Source organism: Amycolatopsis sp. WAC 04182 (assembly GCF_003947465.1).
In the GTDB taxonomy this organism is placed as follows: domain Bacteria; phylum Actinomycetota; class Actinomycetes; order Mycobacteriales; family Pseudonocardiaceae; genus Amycolatopsis.
This window is the reverse complement of the sequence record NZ_QHJJ01000009.1, coordinates 375,402-391,140: the sequence shown is the minus strand read 5'-3', so window position 1 is coordinate 391,140 and position 15,739 is coordinate 375,402. Positions and strand designations below refer to the sequence as shown.

16 protein-coding genes are annotated in these 15,739 nt (G+C 69.5%); 6 read left to right on the top strand and 10 right to left on the bottom strand.

The features are described 5' to 3' along the window. Positions 1–2: 2 nt before the first annotated feature. From DMH01_RS39305 to DMH01_RS39290, 4 genes are read left to right on the top strand one after another with little or no spacing between them, the layout of a single operon-like run. Complete coding sequence (locus DMH01_RS39305; RefSeq protein WP_125684005.1) at positions 3–2,618, top strand: nitrate- and nitrite sensing domain-containing protein; 2,616 nt, start codon at positions 3–5, stop codon at positions 2,616–2,618. Then, positions 2,615–3,040: a roadblock/LC7 domain-containing protein gene (locus tag DMH01_RS39300; RefSeq protein WP_005156032.1), complete on the top strand. Its 426-nt coding sequence runs from the start codon at positions 2,615–2,617 to the stop codon at positions 3,038–3,040. Before DMH01_RS39305 ends, DMH01_RS39300 begins: the two co-directional genes overlap by 4 nt. 20 nt (positions 3,041–3,060) lie before the next feature. Beyond that, positions 3,061–3,441, top strand: coding sequence for a DUF742 domain-containing protein (locus DMH01_RS39295; protein WP_034308529.1), 381 nt, complete (start codon positions 3,061–3,063; stop codon positions 3,439–3,441). Beyond that, the gene (locus tag DMH01_RS39290) at positions 3,419–4,012 is read left to right on the top strand and encodes an ATP/GTP-binding protein (RefSeq protein WP_034308526.1); all 594 of its coding nucleotides are present in this window, start codon (positions 3,419–3,421) and stop codon (positions 4,010–4,012) included. The genes DMH01_RS39295 and DMH01_RS39290 overlap by 23 nt, the downstream gene beginning before the upstream one ends. 67 nt (positions 4,013–4,079) lie before the next feature. On the opposite strand, the gene DMH01_RS39285 is transcribed toward DMH01_RS39290, so the two are convergent. Continuing rightward, positions 4,080–4,700: a TetR/AcrR family transcriptional regulator gene (locus tag DMH01_RS39285; protein ID WP_125684003.1), complete on the bottom strand. Its 621-nt coding sequence runs from the start codon at positions 4,698–4,700 to the stop codon at positions 4,080–4,082. A 91-nt stretch (positions 4,701–4,791) separates the two neighbouring features. Here DMH01_RS39285 and DMH01_RS39280 point away from each other — a divergent pair, with 91 nt between their 5' ends. Beyond that, positions 4,792–5,883, top strand: a complete 1,092-nt coding sequence (locus tag DMH01_RS39280) for a lipase family protein (protein ID WP_125684001.1) — start codon at positions 4,792–4,794, stop codon at positions 5,881–5,883. A gap of 79 nt (positions 5,884–5,962) precedes the next feature. Here DMH01_RS39280 and DMH01_RS39275 read toward each other — a convergent pair whose 3' ends face one another. From DMH01_RS39275 to DMH01_RS39250, 6 genes are read right to left on the bottom strand one after another with little or no spacing between them, the layout of a single operon-like run. Then, entirely contained in the window at positions 5,963–6,667 is a 705-nt protein-coding gene (locus DMH01_RS39275) for an urease accessory protein UreD (RefSeq protein ID WP_125683999.1), read from the bottom strand. Beyond that, positions 6,664–7,371, bottom strand: coding sequence for an urease accessory protein UreG (gene ureG / locus DMH01_RS39270; protein WP_037317874.1), 708 nt, complete (start codon positions 7,369–7,371; stop codon positions 6,664–6,666). Before ureG ends, DMH01_RS39275 begins: the two co-directional genes overlap by 4 nt. Continuing rightward, the gene (locus DMH01_RS39265; RefSeq protein ID WP_125683997.1) at positions 7,361–8,035 is read right to left on the bottom strand and encodes an urease accessory protein UreF; all 675 of its coding nucleotides are present in this window, start codon (positions 8,033–8,035) and stop codon (positions 7,361–7,363) included. Before DMH01_RS39265 ends, ureG begins: the two co-directional genes overlap by 11 nt. Then, on the bottom strand, positions 8,035–9,756 hold the full coding sequence (locus tag DMH01_RS39260; protein WP_125683995.1) for an urease subunit alpha: 1,722 nt from the start codon (positions 9,754–9,756) through the stop codon (positions 8,035–8,037). Before DMH01_RS39260 ends, DMH01_RS39265 begins: the two co-directional genes overlap by 1 nt. Then, the gene (locus DMH01_RS39255) at positions 9,756–10,049 is read right to left on the bottom strand and encodes an urease subunit beta (protein WP_125683993.1); all 294 of its coding nucleotides are present in this window, start codon (positions 10,047–10,049) and stop codon (positions 9,756–9,758) included. The genes DMH01_RS39260 and DMH01_RS39255 overlap by 1 nt, the downstream gene beginning before the upstream one ends. Before the next feature lie 12 nt (positions 10,050–10,061). Further along, positions 10,062–10,364, bottom strand: coding sequence for an urease subunit gamma (locus DMH01_RS39250; RefSeq protein WP_037317886.1), 303 nt, complete (start codon positions 10,362–10,364; stop codon positions 10,062–10,064). Between the two features lie 292 nt (positions 10,365–10,656). On the opposite strand from DMH01_RS39250, the gene DMH01_RS39245 reads away from it, so the two are divergent. After that, positions 10,657–11,805, top strand: coding sequence for a citrate synthase 2 (locus DMH01_RS39245; RefSeq protein ID WP_125683991.1), 1,149 nt, complete (start codon positions 10,657–10,659; stop codon positions 11,803–11,805). Between the two features lie 51 nt (positions 11,806–11,856). Here DMH01_RS39245 and DMH01_RS39240 read toward each other — a convergent pair whose 3' ends face one another. From DMH01_RS39240 to DMH01_RS39230, 3 genes are read right to left on the bottom strand one after another with little or no spacing between them, the layout of a single operon-like run. Continuing rightward, positions 11,857–12,447: a TetR/AcrR family transcriptional regulator gene (locus tag DMH01_RS39240; RefSeq protein WP_125684152.1), complete on the bottom strand. Its 591-nt coding sequence runs from the start codon at positions 12,445–12,447 to the stop codon at positions 11,857–11,859. Between the two features lie 17 nt (positions 12,448–12,464). Beyond that, positions 12,465–14,156 carry an SDR family oxidoreductase gene (locus DMH01_RS39235; protein ID WP_125684150.1) on the bottom strand — a complete coding sequence of 564 codons (1,692 nt, stop codon included), beginning with the start codon at positions 14,154–14,156 and terminating at the stop codon, positions 12,465–12,467. Positions 14,157–14,192: 36 nt separating this feature from the next. Next, on the bottom strand, positions 14,193–15,692 hold the full coding sequence (locus DMH01_RS39230) for an MFS transporter (protein WP_125683989.1): 1,500 nt from the start codon (positions 15,690–15,692) through the stop codon (positions 14,193–14,195). Between the last annotated feature and the right edge of the window lie 47 nt (positions 15,693–15,739).

The following is a 15,739-nucleotide window of genomic DNA, read 5'->3' as shown; positions in this document are numbered from 1 at the left end:
TCATGAGGCACGGGAAGACCCGGCCCGAACGCGGGCCGCGGTCCGGATTGCTCGGCAGACTCGGCATCCGGGGCAAGCTCAACCTGCTCCTGATGTTGCCGCTGACCGCCGTGGTCCTGGTGTCGGTGCCTTACGTCGCCGGGGAAATCGACGACGCCCGGTCCGCGCGCACCACCGCCGACGTGGCGTCGCAGGCCCGCGCGCTCGGCACGCTGGCCTGGGAACTGCAGCGGGAACGGCTGCTGACGGCGCACTACATCGCGTCTTCGTCGGCGAGCAGTTCGGCGATGCTGAAGCAGCAGGGCGTCGTCGCGGAAACCGTGAACCAGATCCGATCGCAGCTGAGCGCCGACGCGCCGGAAGAGCTCGCAGCCGCGCTGGTGCGCATCGGGTCGCTGAACGAGATCCGGGAGAACGCGCTCCGGCGCGGCGCCTCACTCGACAGCGTGGCGCGGACCTACCACGCGGTGATCGACGCGGTCATCAACTCGCTCCGCCTCGTCCCGCAGCAGACCAGTGACGCGGCGGGCACGCAGCAGCTGACCGCGCTCGACGCGCTGCTGCGCGCGAACGAGGAGAACTCGTTGCGCGGGATGGCGTTGATCATCGTGCTGGTCACCCCCGAATCGGGCACGCCGGTGCTGGCCGACGCGAAGCAGCAGTCGTCGCTGTTCCTCGAACGGTTCGTGCAGCAGGCCGACGTCGCCCAGGCCACGCAGGTCGTCGCGGTCGAGCAGGGCGAGACAGGCCGCCGGGTCGACGCGCTGGAAGCCAGGCTCGCGGAGGCCCGTGGCCCGCAGGCCGTGCAGAGCCTGCTGCCGGACATCCTCGGCGCCGTCGACGCCCAGTCGAACCAGCGACGGCTCGCCCAGGACGCGGTCACCACCGGCATCACCGACGCCGCGACCGCGCGAGCCGACGCGGCGCAGAATCTGGCGTGGACGATCGGTATCGGCGCCGGTGTGCTGTTCCTGCTGGTCGGTGGTCTCGCGATCGCGGTCAGCCGGTCGATCGCGGATCCGCTGCGGAAGCTGACCACGGCGGCGACGTCGGTCGCGGACCTCGCGAGCACCGAGCTCGTCCGCGTCACCGACACCGAGCAGGCCGAAGAACTCGCGCCGCGCCTCGCCACCATCGACGTGTCCTCACAGGACGAACTCGGCAAGCTGGCCGAAGCGTTCAACCGGGTGCAGGCCACCGCGGCCGAACTGGTGGAACGGCAGGCCGTCACGCGGCGCAACGTCGGCCTCATGTTCGCCAACGTCGCGAAACGCACCCAGAACCTGGTGGGCAGGCAGCTGGCGCTGGTCGACGAACTGGAGCGCAACGAGCAGGACGTCGCCCTGCTGGCCAGCCTCTACCGGCTCGACCATCTCTCCACCCGTCTGCGCCGGAACGCGGACAACCTCCTCGTCGTGTCGGGAAACCGTGACGAGGCAAGGATTTCCGGTCCGATCGAGTTGTCGACGGCGCTGCGTTCGGCGCTCGCGGAGATCGAGGACTACCAGCGGGTCCGGCTCGGTTCGATGGGCGACGTCCTGCTGTCGTCGCCGTTCGGCTCCGATCTGGTGCTGATCTTCGCCGAGCTGCTGGAGAACGCGACGTCGTTCTCCCCGCCGGAGTCCTTTGTGGACGTCGGAACGAAGATCCTGCCCGACGGCTCCTGCCTGATCGTGATCGTGGACCAGGGCATCGGCATGACCGCGGAACGGCTCGCCGAGGAGAACCGGCGGCTGGTCGAACGCGAACGGCTCGAACTGGCGCCGACCAGTGTGCTCGGGCTGTTCGTGGTCGGGCGGCTCGCGCGGCGGCACGGGCTCAAGGTCGAACTGACCGAGACCGAGCCGGGAGCGGGGATCACCGCGCGGCTCACCGTCCCGCCGAACCTGCTCACCTACCGGCCGCCCGTGCCGAAGTCCGTCCCCGCGCCGCCGGTGTGGCCGACGGCGGAACCGAGCGACGAGCACGAGCCCCCGTCCCGGGCGGAGCCGCGGGAAGCCGCGCACGAGCCGCCGACGCTGGCGATCGCCGGGATGATTCCGCGCGACGGCATGCGTCCCAAGGACTTCCGGTGGTTCCGCAAGACCGACGGGGAGATCCCGGAACCCGCCCCGGCTCCGGTACCGGTGCTCGAACCGGCGCCCGTGTACCAGGCTCCCGCGCCGACGCTGACCGCCGCCGATCCCGGCGAGACCCGCGGCGGGCTGCGACGGCGGGTCAAGGGCGCGCAGCTTCCCGGAGCCCCCGAAGCACCTTCCCGGCAGAAGTCCAGGCATGATCCAGAAGCGGCCAAGGCGGCCTTCGACGGCTTCGAGGCCGGGCTCGCGAAGGCCACCGCGCCGCCGGCGGCCGCCCCGGCGCCGATGCCCACCCCGACGCCAGTGCCCGCCGCCTCGCGCGGCGGTCTCACCAGAAGGGTCCCCGGCGCGCAGCTGGCGCCGGGGCTCGCGAAAGGTCCGGCCGCGCGGCACCAGACCGCGCGGGCGGCGCTGAACACCACCAAGCCCAAGGGCATGCGTGACCCCGAGGCCGAGCGTGCCGCGTTCGACGCCTTCAGTGACGGGTTGGAGAAAGCCGTCAACCCGGAGATGGAACAGAGAGAGAAGAGCAAGAGATGACGACCGGAGTCAGCGTCGAAGCCCGGAACTTCAACTGGTTGGTGACGCGCTTCGCGCAGAACACGGCGAGCGCGATGGGCGCGATCGCCGTGTCGGCCGACGGCCTGCTGATCGCGATGTCGTCCGAGCTGGAGAGGGCCAACGCCGACCGGCTGGCCGCGATCTGCTCGGCGATGCTCGGCCTCGCGCACGGCGTCTCCGAGAGCCACCCGCTCGGTTCGCCCGACAAGATCATCATCGAGCTGGAGCAGGGCTACCTGCTGGTCTGCACGATCAGCATCGGGTGCTCGCTCGGCGTGCTCGCCACCAAGCAGGCCAGCCTCGGCACGATCGCCTACGAGATGGCGATGTTCGCCAACCGCGCGACCGAGGTACTCACCCCCGCGCTGATCGAGGAACTCAAGAAGAGCGTCGGCAGCTGAACTGACGAGGGGACAAGGGAATGAGCGACGACCAGGTACCTCAGCCGCGGGGCGCCGAACAGGGCATCTCGCCGCTACGCCCGTATCTGCTCACCGCCGGCCGCGCGCAGCCGGTGGACGGCACGCTCGAAATCGAGGCTCAAGTGCTCACGAGCAGGCTGGGCGCGGCGTCCCACGCGAGGCTGACCTTCGAACGACGGGAGATCGTCTCCCTTTGCCGGGAAACGAAATCCGTCGCCGAAGTGGCGGCGATGCTCGGCCTGCACATCGGCGTGGCCAGGGTGCTCGTGGCGGATCTCGCCGCACTCGGCTACGTCGTGCTCCGTCGCCCGGCCGGAGCCTTCACCCAGGACCTCGGCATGATCGAAAGGGTCATTCGTGGACTCGAAGCAATTCGCTGAACCGGTGCCTGCCAAGCCGCCGACACCGGTCAAGATCGTCATCGCCGGCGGGTTCGGGGTCGGCAAGACGACCACCGTCGGCGCGATCTCCGAGATCAAACCGCTGACCACCGAGGCCGCCATGACCTCGACCGGCGCGGCCGTCGACGGCACCGGCGGGAACGTGCCGTCGAAGACCACCACCACGGTGGCGCTGGACTTCGGCTGCATCACCATCGACGAAGAGGTGAAGCTGTACCTCTTCGGCACGCCGGGACAGGACCGGTTCGGGTTCATGTGGCACGACCTGGTGCTGGGCGCGCTCGGCGCGCTCGTCATCGTCGACACCCGGCGGCTCGACGACTGCTATCCGGCCGTCGACTACTTCGAGAAGGCTGGATTGCCGTTCGTGGTCGGGGTGAACGTCTTCGACGGTTCGCTCAAGCACGACCTCGAAGACGTGCGCTGGGCCCTCGCGGTCGGCGAGGACGTCCCGCTGATCACCTTCGACGCGCGACAGCGGCTTTCGGTCCGTGACGCGCTGCTCGCCGTGCTGCACAACACCTTCCGGCGGGCGTCCGCCGCCTCCTGACGCGTTCAGTCCTCTGAATGCGGTACTTGCGTGTGCAAGGACCGCGTTCAGAGGACTGAACGCGGGGTCAGGCAGGCCGGGTGATCGCGGCGAGCATCAGGGCCCGGAGTTCGGCGGCGACGTCGGCGACCGGCAGCGGCGGGGTGTGCGCCTGCCACTCGCGCAGCAGCCCGGTCGCCGCGCCGACGAGCGCGATCGCCGTCAGCCGGTAATCGCGATCCGGCGCCACCCCGTGCGCGGCGGCGTGCCGGGCCTCGGTTTCGATGAACGCGGCCCACCGGTCGACCCATTCCTGGTGCTGCGCCTCCAAAGCGGCACTGACGCCGACGGCCTCGACGTAGTTCAGCCGCGGCATCCGGGGATCCGACGTCACCGTGCCGACGAAGACGTCCAGCAGGGTCCCGATCCGGGTGACCGCGTCGGCGTCCCCCAGCCGCTCCAGAGTGCCGGTGACGTGCTCCAGCGCGAGCGCGTTGATGCGCTCGTGCAGGGTCAGCAGCACCTTCTCCTTGCTCTCGAACTCCTCGTAGAAGTTCCGCGTCGAGACGCCGGCGCGGGTGCACAACTCGGTGATCTTCGCCTGCCGGTAACCCGTCGAGGTGAACAGGTCCAAGGCAGCCGAGAGCAGGCGTTCACGCCGCTCGGCGCGCCGTTGCTCGGGCGCGACCCCGCCGTAGGTGCGGGCCACTCGACCTCCCCCGATTCGGTAACAGGGATTGCCAGATGCTAGCAACACCGCCTACATTGCGAAAATCTCAATTACCAAACTGGAGGCAACGGTGCTTCGGACAGTTCTGGTCGCAGCTCTCACCGCCGCCCTGATCGGTGCGCCCGCCGCGCAAGCCGCGCCGAGCGCGCCCGGGGATCTGGTCGACTACAAACAGGTCATCGCCACCGCCCCGGCGAAGGCCTGGAAACTCCACTACCGCTCCACCTCGGCGACGGGGCAGCCGAACACGGTGTCGGGCATCCTGCTGGTCCCGCACACACCGTGGACGAAGGGCGCCCGCCCGCTGGTCAGCTACGCCGTGGGTACGCACGGCCTCGGCGACCGCTGCGCGCCGTCGACCCGGCTGACGAACGGGTCCGAGAACGAAGTCCTCCTGATGAGCCAAGCGCTTTCGCGCGGCTGGGCGGTCGTCGTGACCGACTACGAGGGCCTCGGCACCCCGGGCACGCACACCTACGCCGTCGGCCAGTCCGAAGGCCGGGCCGTCCTCGACGCCGCCCGCGCCGCGTCGAACGTCCCGGAGGCGGGCCTGTCCAAGACCGGACCGGTCGGCGTTTTCGGTTACTCGCAAGGAGGGCAGGCCGCGGCCTTCGCCGGTGAACTCCAGCCGTCCTACGCGCCCGACGTCAACCTGGTCGGCGTCGCGGAAGGCGGTGTCCCGGCGGATCTGAACGCGGTCCTGAAGTTCAACGACGGTGGGCCGGCGTTCGGTCTGGTGCTCGGTGCCGCCGTCGGTTACGCGACCGCTTATCCGGAACTGCCGTTCAACGACGTGCTCAACGCGAAGGGCGAGAGGGCCGTCGCGAAGGTCAAGGAAGCGTGCACCGTCGAACTCGGCGCCGCGGCGCCTTTCGCCCGGCTCAACGACTTCACGACCGTGCCCAACGTTTCGTCGGACCCGCGCTGGCAGGCCCGGCTCGGCGAGAACCTGGCGGGCAAGACCAAACCCGGCGCGCCGGTCTTCCTGTACCACGCGTCGCTGGACGAACTGATCCCGCTTTCGGTCGGCAAGGGCCTGCTCGACCGTTACCGCGCCCTCGGCGCCGACGTCACCTGGCAGGAGTTCCCGCTGCTGGAGCACATCGGCGGCGTCGCGGCGGGCGGCCCGGTCGCGATGACCTGGCTGGGCACGAAGTTCTGACGTGGGCTGAAGGGGCCCTTCGCCGCATGCGACGCGGCGAAGGGCCCTTTCGCTGCGTCACATGCGGGGAAAGTTCCCTTCAGCCCACGTCGAACACCCGGAGCGCGGTCACGGCGTCCGGAGCCAGCGATGTAGTGAGTGTCCCGCCCGCGGCCAAAGGCGTACGCGACCACCACTCGCCCGAGGCGGCAGGCAGTTCCGGCCCGCCCACGACGAGGTCGGTCGCCAGCACCCGCCGTCCGGCCAGATGTGCGAGGCTGGAGTCCAAAGTGGAGTCTCCGATCTCCAGCGTCTGCCGCAACACCGGCACTTCACCTCGCGTCACCTGCTGCTTGGTCACCAAGGACCCGGGCCGCTCACCCGCACGCCCCAGGACCAGCACCTCCCGCGTGTGCAGATAGGCATCGGTCGCCACAGCCGCCCGGAACTCAGCGGCGTGCCGAGCCCGCGCGGTCACCACGGTCGGCTCCGGCAGATACTCCAGCGAGCCACCGTCTTCCACGACAACGTCCACAAGGGACGAACTCCCCTCCCCCCGCGGCCCCGGCAACGCGATCGTCGCCGCGACCCCGGAAAGCCGCAGCGAAGCACCCGTGCCGACGCGGATGGTCAGCTTCAGCTCGTCACCGCCCAAGGGTGAGGTCGCCGAGTTGACCAGGTGCACCACCGCCGTCACACCGGTGCCCCGCTTGGGAAGGAGCGTGAGCGGCGCCATCGAACGCAGCTCACGCAGTACGGTCCGGCCACCCTCGAAGCAGGCGGTCAGCCGCGCGTGCGCCTTCACCCCGCGCGGACCGGGAGGAGCGAGCGGACCCAGTCCGCGACCGCCGGCGCGTTCGGAGTGTCCACAAGGGACTGAGTGATCACCGGCAGCTCACCCCGCATGCGGTGCGCGTCCGAGGTCATCACGTCCATGTCCGCGCCGACCAGATGCGCGATGTCGATCTTGTTGATCACCAGCAGATCCGCCGTCGTGACGCCCGGCCCGCCCTTACGCGGCACCTTGTCGCCGCCGGCGACGTCGACCACGAATACCTGGCTGTCGGCGAGCCCCCGGCTGAACACCGCGGTGAGATTGTCCCCGCCGCTTTCGATGATCACCAGGTCCAGCCCCGGAAAGCGCTCCTCCAGCCGTTCGACGGCGTCGAGGTTCGCGGTGATGTCGTCCCGTATCGCGGTGTGCGGGCACGCGCCGGTCTGCACGGCCTCGATCCGCTCCGGGTCGAGCACGCCCGCCTTGCGCAGGAAGTCGGCGTCTTCGGTGGTGTAGATGTCGTTGGTGACGACGGCGAGGTTCACCTCGTCGCCGAGCGCCCGGCACAGCGCCGCGGTGAGCGCGGTCTTCCCGCTCCCCACCGGCCCGCCGATCCCGATCCGGTACGCCCGCCCCGCGGTCGGCGCCTGCTCGTAGTGGTCGGGTTCCGCGGCGGTCGGGTCGAAGTTGACGGGATGCACGTGTCCATGACCGTGACCATGCTCAACTGGCAAAGAGACGCACCTCTTCCTGGTGATGCCGGGCGTGTGCCTCGGCGAACAGATCGAGCGCCGGTGAACCCGGCGCCGGGAGATCGGCCGGATCGTCGCCCGCGACCTCGGCCGCGCGCAGGGAAACGTCCCGGACCTCTTTCGCGAGCCGGGCCACGACCGCGTTGACGGCGAACGGGTCGAGACCGAGCAGCCGCACGGCCGCGCTCGCGGGTCCGCTGATCGCGAGGTACGCCACCGCCATCGCCGCGTCGAAGGGCACCCCGATCAGCGCACCGGCGACCACCGGATGATGCGGTCGCGGGGTTTCCTTCAACAGCTGGGAAAGCACTGGTGACGGCCAGGCCGCCTTGCCCGCTCTCGCCGTCCCGCGACCCTGCGCGCGGGACGCCTCCCGTTGCGCGAGCGACGGCGTCCTGGCGTCGAGTTCGACGTCGAGCCGCCGCCAGTGTCCACTCTGGACGTTCCGCGCGGCGGCGTGCGCCGACGCGGCCGCGAACACCGCCGCCAGCGAACCGGCCGTGCGCAAGCGCCCGGAGAGGAATCCCGGCAGGTCGCGCTCGTGCGTGATCAGCTTCCGGGTGACGGCCTCTTCGAGTCCGCCGGAATGGACGTGGCCGCCCCCGGGGAACCGGGAGTCGGCCAAAATGATCGCTGAAAGGTCCATCAAAACAAGAAGTACCTTTGCGCCATCGGCAATTCGGTCACCGGCTGGGGCTCGATCAGGTCGCCGTCGACGTGCACGGCGAAGCTGTCCGGATCCACCCGGATGTCCGGCGTCGCGTCATTCAGCACCATGTCGGCTTTGCCTCGCGAGCGCGTGTTCGAGATCGGCACGAGCTTCCGCGTGATACCGAACCGTTCCGCCACCCCGCCTTCCAGCGCTTCCGGCGCCACGAAATGGAAACTGCTCGCGGCGGCGACCACCGGGGCCGCGCCGAACATCGGCCGCGCGAGCACCGGCTGCGGTGTCGGGATGGACGCGTTCGCGTCCCCCATCGCCGCCCACGCCGGGAAGCCGCCCTTGAGCACTACATGCGGCCGGACACCGAAGAACTTCGGCTCCCACAGCACGAGATCCGCGAGTTTCCCGACCTCCACCGAACCGATCTCGCGCTCCATGCCGTGCGCGATCGCGGGGTTGATCGTGTATTTGGCGACATAGCGACGAGCCCGCAGATTGTCGGCCGCGCCGTCGCCGGCCAGGGCGCCGCGCCGCCGTTTCATCACGTGCGCGGTCTGCCAAGTCCGGATGATGACCTCGCCGATGCGGCCCATCGCCTGCGAATCCGAGCTCATCATGGAGATCGCGCCGAGGTCGTGCAGGACGTCTTCGGCCGCGATGGTCGTCGGCCGGATCCGGCTTTCGGCGAACGCCAGGTCCTCGGGCACCGACGGGTTCAGGTGGTGGCAGACGACGAGCATGTCGAGGTGCTCGTCGAGGGTGTTCGCGGTGTGCGGGCGGGTCGGGTTCGTCGACGAAGGCAGGATGTTGGGCAGGCCGGCGACCCGGATGATGTCCGGCGCGTGCCCGCCGCCCGCGCCCTCGGTGTGGTACGCGTTGATCGAGCGGCCGCAGATGGCGTCCACTGTGGACTCCAGAAAGCCCGCTTCGTTCAGGGTGTCGGTGTGGATGGCCACCTGGACCCCGGATTCGTCGGCGACGGTCAGGCAGGCGTCGATCGCGGCCGGGGTGCTGCCCCAGTCTTCGTGCAGCTTGAATCCGCCCGCGCCGGCGGCGAGCTGTTCCCGCAGAGCCTCGTGCCGGACGGTGTTCCCCTTGCCCAGCAACAGGACGTTGACCGGCTGGCCGTCCATCGCCTGCAGCATCCGGCCGAGATTCCACGCGCCGGGCGTGACGGTGGTGGCCTTGCTCCCCTCGGCCGGGCCGGTCCCGCCGCCGACGAGGGTGGTGAGGCCGGACGCCAGCGCGGTCTCGGTCAGCTGCGGGCAGATGAAGTGGACGTGGCAGTCGATCCCGCCCGCGGTGAGGATCTTCCCGTTGCCGGACAACACCTCCGTGGACGGGCCGACGACCAGCGCCGGGTCCACACCGTCCATGGTGTCCGGATTGCCCGCCTTGCCGATCCCGACGATCCGGCCGTCGCGGACGCCGACGTCGGCCTTGACGATTCCCCAGTGGTCCAGGATCACGGCGCCGGTGATGATCAGATCCGGCGCGCCTTCGGCCCGGGTCGCCATCCCCTGGCCCATGGATTCGCGGATGACCTTGCCGCCGCCGAACAACACTTCGTCGCCGCTGCCGGAAGGGCCCATACTGCGGTCTTCGGTGACTTCGATCAGCAGATCGGTGTCCGCGAGGCGGATCCGGTCGCCGGTCGTCGGGCCGAACAGTTCGGCGTACCGCTCGCGATCGATCGACGGCATCAGGACTCCATCCGCAATCCCGGCACCGCGCGGTTCCCGGCCAGCGGGACGAGGTCGACTTCGCGTTCGACGCCCGGTTCGAACCGCACCGAAGTCCCCGCGGGCACGTCGAGCCGATGTCCTCGCGCGGCGTCGCGATCGAATTCGAGCCCCGGATTCACCGCCGCGAAATGGTAGTGCGAGCCGACCTGGACGGGCCGGTCGCCGAGGTTCCGCACGAGCAGCCGGACCCGCGGCCTGCCCGGGTTCAGCTCGACCGGCGCGTCGCCGGTGATGATCTCCCCTGGTCGCACTCGCGGCCCTCCCTAGACGATCGGGTCGTGCACGGTGACGAGCTTCGTGCCGTCCGGAAAAGTGGCTTCGACCTGCACGGAATCGACCATTTCCGGCACTCCGCCCAGTACCTGCGCCCGGGAGAGCACCGAACGCCCACTCGCGACGAGTTCGCTCACCGTCCGGCCGTCGCGGGCACCCTCGAGGACGTGGTCGGTGATCAGCGCGACCGCCTCGGGGTAGTTCAGCAGGACCCCTCGTTCCAGGCGTTTGCGCGCTACGTCCGCCGCGACGTGGATGAGCAGTTTGTCCCGCTCCTGGGGGCTCAGGTGCATGGGAAAGGTCTATCACCGGAAACCGCCCGCCGCCGGTTCTCGAAACACAGGATTTACGTCGGCGTCCGGTACACGGAAAGTGAACGGCGCCGTAACTCTTCGCGTACGAGGGCGGATTTCACTGAATCGTTCTCGTAATCGTGACCGAAAGCACCACATCTTTCGATTGCCCCGCGCCGCGACGTGGAGCAAAGTTTGTCCATCCGTGCGATGAGGCGCGCCTTCGCTGCGTGCATCCCGTCCACGCATGAAACACAAAGCCGGGGAATGCGCATCGAAAGGTTTCACCACAGTGAGTGCCTCCACGATCAGCACCAAGCCGTCCGACCAGGTCGACGACGGTTTCCGACCGGGTCTCGAAGGTGTGGTCGCCTTCAAGACCGAAATCGCCGAGCCCGACCGTGACGGTGGCGCGCTGCGCTACCGCGGTGTCGACATCGAGGATCTCGCCGGCAAGGTGACCTTCGGTGACGTCTGGGGTCTTCTCGTCGACAGCCGTTTCGGCCACGGGCTACCGCCCGCCGAGCCGTTCCCGCTGCCGGTGCACACCGGTGACGTCCGCGTCGACGTCCAGGCCGCGCTGGCCATGCTCGCTCCGATCTGGGGCTACCGGCCGCTGCTCGACATCACCGACGATGAAGCGCGCGACCAGCTCGCCCGCGCCTCGGTGATGGCGCTTTCGTACGTCGCCCAGTCCGCTCGCGGCATCGGGCAGCCCGCCGTCCCGCAGACCCGGGTCGACGAGGCGAAGTCGATCACCGAGCGGTTCATGGTCCGCTGGCGCGGCGAGCCCGACCCGGCCCACGTCAAGGCCATCGACGCCTACTGGGTCTCGGCCGCCGAACACGGCCTCAACGCCTCCACCTTCACCGCCCGGGTGATCGCCTCGACCGGCGCCGACGTCGCCGCGGCGCTGTCCGGCGCGATCGGCGCCATGTCCGGCCCGCTGCACGGCGGCGCGCCGGCGCGGGTGCTGCCGATGATCGAAGAGGTCGAGAAGACCGGCGACGCGGTCGGCCTGGTCAAGGGCATCCTGGACCGCAAGGAACGGATGATGGGCTTCGGGCACCGCGTGTACCGCGCGGAGGACCCGCGGGCGCGCGTGCTGCGCCGCACCTGCCAGGAGCTCGGCGCATCGCGTTACGAGGCCGCCGCGGAGCTGGAGCAGGTGGCGCTGAAGGAGCTGCGCGAGCGGCGTCCGGACCACCCGATCGAGACCAACGTCGAGTTCTGGGCGGCCGTGATCCTGGACTTCGCCGAAGTGCCGCCGCACATGATGCCCGCGATGTTCAGCTCGGCGCGCACCGCAGGCTGGGCCGCGCACATCCTGGAGCAGAAGAAGACCGGGCGCCTCGTGCGGCCGTCGGCCAAGTACGTCGGCCCCGAGCCGCGCAAGCCGGAGGACGTCGAAGGCTGGGACCTGGTCGCCAAGCAGTCCTGACCCGCGCCATGAAAGGTCCTTTCCTTGCAAATTTTGCAAGGAAAGGACCTTTCATTGCATCTGCGGGACCGAAGTATCGTGCCTCGCGGTCGCCGAGAGCATGGCCGTCAGCTGGTCGACCAGCCAGCCGTCCAGCACCTCGCGCGGCACGGCCCGCTCCTGCAGCCAGCTCAGCAGCGAGCCCTCCACCACCGCGGTCCAGCAGCGCAAGGTCAGCAGGACCATAGGCGAGGGCTCCGACACTCCCAGCGCGTCGAGGATGAGCTCGACGGCGCGGTTGCGGACCTCGTCGATCGCCGCGTCCGTCTCCGAAGTCGCGATCACCGAGCCGCTGCGCAACAGCGCGACATAACCCGCCCGGTAGTGGTCGGCGACGTCGATCAGCCCGCGGACGGCGGCCCGCAGCCGGGTTTCGGGCGGGCCTTCCTCGAGTCCGGCCAGGCCGTCGATGAGCCCTTCGGTGACCGTTTTCAGCGCCTCGACCTGCAGTTCCCTCAGGCTCGAGAAGTACCGGTAGAACAGCGGCCGCGAAACCTCGGCGCGGGCGATGATGTCGTCGACCGTGACGAGTTCGGGCGCGCGCGAACCGAACAGATCCAGCGCGGCGCGGATCAGGTCCTCGCGGCGCGCTTCCGGCGACATCCGGCGAGGGCGTCTGGTCACGGGGTGACGTCCAGTTTCGCCGCGGCCCGCAGCAGTCCGGGGGTGAGCCGGGAGAGGACGAGCGCGGCCTTGGCCTCCGGCGTCGACGGCTGGATCGCCTTGTCCTTCTCGACCGCGCGCAGGATGTCGCGCGCGACCTTCTCCGGGCCGAAACCGCGCTTCGCGTACAGCTTGCTGCTCGACTTCTGGCGCCGCTTCTGCTCGATCTCGTCGACACCGACGAAGCGGGTGGTGCTGGTGATGTTCGTGTTCACGATGCCGGGGCAGATCGCGGTGACACCGATGTTCTCGGCAGCGAGCTCGGCCCGCAGGCAGACGCTCAGCGTCAGCACCGCGGACTTCGTGGTGGCGTAAGCGGAGAGGATCTTCGACGGCAGATAAGCGGCGGCCGAGGCGACGTTGACGATCTGGCCGCCTTCGGCCCGCTCGCGCATCTGCTCGGCGAAGACGCGGCAGCCGTGGATGACTCCCCACAGGTTCACGTCGATGAGGCGTTCCCAGTCCTTGACCGTCGTGTCGAGGAACGGGCCGGACAGGCCGATCCCCGCGTTGTTCACGACGATGTCCGGGACCCCGAACTCCTCCTTGACCCGCTGGGCGAACTTCTCGACCGCCTCGGCGTCGGAAGAGTCCACTGTGTACTCGCCGACGGTGGTGCCCTTGTCCCGCAGCAGTTTCGCGGTGTCCGCGGCGGCCGAGCCGTTGATGTCGGTGATGACCAGGTCGGCGCCCTTGTCCGCGAACGCGAGCGCCGTCGCGCGGCCGATCCCGCTGCCGGCGCCGGTGACCACGACGAGCTTGTGCGCGAAACCGCCGGACCGGGCGCGCTTGAGCGCCCGGCTCTCCTCGCCGCCTTCGACGTGGTCGATCAGCTCGGCGGTGGCGTCGGCGATCACCTGGGGCTTCTCGCGGACCACCCAGTGCGTGCCGACGATCCGGCGGACCCGGAGATCAGGAGCCCAGCGCTCGATCTCGGTCTGCAGCGGGGTGGTGACGAACTTGTCGCCGGTGGGCGCGAGCACCTGCACCGGGATCTCGGCAGGCCGCGGTCGTGGCCGGGAAAGGCGGGTGAACATGTTGGCGCGGTAGAGGTTGAGTCCGTGCAGGCCGTCCGAAGTGGACGGTGCTCCGGCCGCCGGGTCCATCCGGCCGATGAGCGCGCCCATCGCACCGGTGCGCCACAGCACCTGCGGGATCAGCGGGATCTGGAAGCCCAGGATGTAGGTCGAATGCGCCCACTGGACGAGCGCGTTCTTGAGCCGTTTCGGGTTCGGGCGCACCTGCGCGCGGAACCACGCACCGGCGTGGTCGAGGCTCGGCCCGGAAATCGACGTGAACGACGCGAGCCGTCCGCGCAGCCTCTCCCCGGTGACCGAATGCCAGGTCTGGATGGAGCCCCAGTCGTGCGCGAGGAGGTGGACCTTGCCCTCGGGCTGGACCTCGTCGACGACCGCGGCCAGATCCTCGGACAGCTGGTCCAGTTTGTAGGACCCGCGTCCCGAAGGCTTGTCCGACCGGCCCGCGCCGCGGACGTCGTAGACGACGACCCGGTAGCGGCGTTCCAGCAGGGCGGCGATGCCGTCCCACATGGAGCCGTTGTCCGGGTAGCCGTGGACGAGCACCACCGTGGGCGCGTCGTCGACGCCGGTCACCCGGACCGAGAGGCGGACACCGTCGCTGGCCGTCACCCACTTGTGAGACATGCTGTCATGTTAGACAACTTGTCAATAAGGACGCTTTTTCAACACCGCGCGGCCGAGGGTCCACCCGGTGTCGATCACCAGGACGAAGGTCCAGATGCGGCCGATGTTCAGCAGCCAGTGACCACTCGAGTTCCAGTACCAAGCGGCTTCGTGCGCTTCGCCGAACAAGGCTTCGACGGGCCAGCTGTAGCCGGCGAACGCCAGCGCCGCCTGCGCGACGACGTAGACCGCGACATGGACGGCCCAGTTTCGGAGCGGATTCGCGCGCTTGTTCGGCTCCTCCATCACCGATTCGGCCGCTTGCGGACTCTCCCCGGCCGTGCGGGTGACCGGGCTTTCCTTTTGTGACACCGTTTTTCGTGGTTCCACGGGAAACTCCGCAACTCCGACACGCCGTACGGCGCCACGAACCACGAAGGATCCGAAGAGCAGGAGCGCCGCCGCGCCGAAGCACGCGGCCCGCCATCCGGCGTCCGAACCGTAGAGCTGACCCGCCACGAAGGTCCCGATCGTCGCTCCGAGTAACGTCGCGCTCTCGTAGATCCCCATCGCGCGGCCGAGGCTGAGCCCGGCCGCCTCGGCGACGACCGCCTGTTCCACCGGGATGGCCGCGGCGAACGCCGCCGCGGACAGCACCCACATGACCGCGAGCACCGCCGGACTCGGCGCGAAGGACAACCCGGCGGCGAAGACCGCGCTCGCCACCAGCGCCAGCGAGAGCACCCGCGTCCGGCCGACCTTGCGGACGAAGCCGTGCAGGTAGTCCGGCAGCAGGCTGTACACGATGAAGCCGGGGATGAACACCGCGGCGATCTCGCCGAGTTGCAGCTGATGCCCGCGTTGCAGATGCATCAGGAGCAACAGGGCGACCCCGGCCTCGGCCATCGCGGTCAACGCGACGAGCGCGAGCATCGGGCGCATCCGCTTGCCCAATTGCAGAAGCCGCGGCGCGCCTTCTTCTCGCACGGGCGCGGACTTCGCGTTCACCAGGACCACCGCGGCCACCGCGCAGGCCGCCGCGCCGAGCCAGAACACACCCCGGTAGTCGATCCAGGCGATGGCGCTCAGCGCGACCACGAACGCGATCCACGTTCCGCCGCCCTCGGCCGGGAACAACTTGCTGAACGCCCCGTCGTCCCTCGCGAGCCCCTCCCCCACGCGGGCCCGCAACGCGACCCAGAACAGCGCACCGCCCGCGCCGCCGAGAATCGCGGCCAGATAGGCGACCCCGATCCCCGGCGCCACCGCGTAGACCACAAAGGACAGTCCATAGAGGACAGCTCCGATGGCCGCGATCCGGCCCCGGTCGAACCTGTCCGCGAGCGCACCCGCGATCGGCCGGACCACGAACGACACCAGCGTCTCCAACGCCGTCAGCGCCCCGACCTCGGCGGCCGACGCGCCGAGCTGACTCCCCACCCACAACGGCAGCAGGAAATCGAGGACCTCCGCCGGACCTTTGGTCAGCGCGGCGGCGAGCTGGTTCTCCTCCGACCTTCGTTTCTGTGCGACTTCGTCCACCCCAGCACCCCCTTTTCGGATACGACTGTATTCTAAAGGGGGCCGGG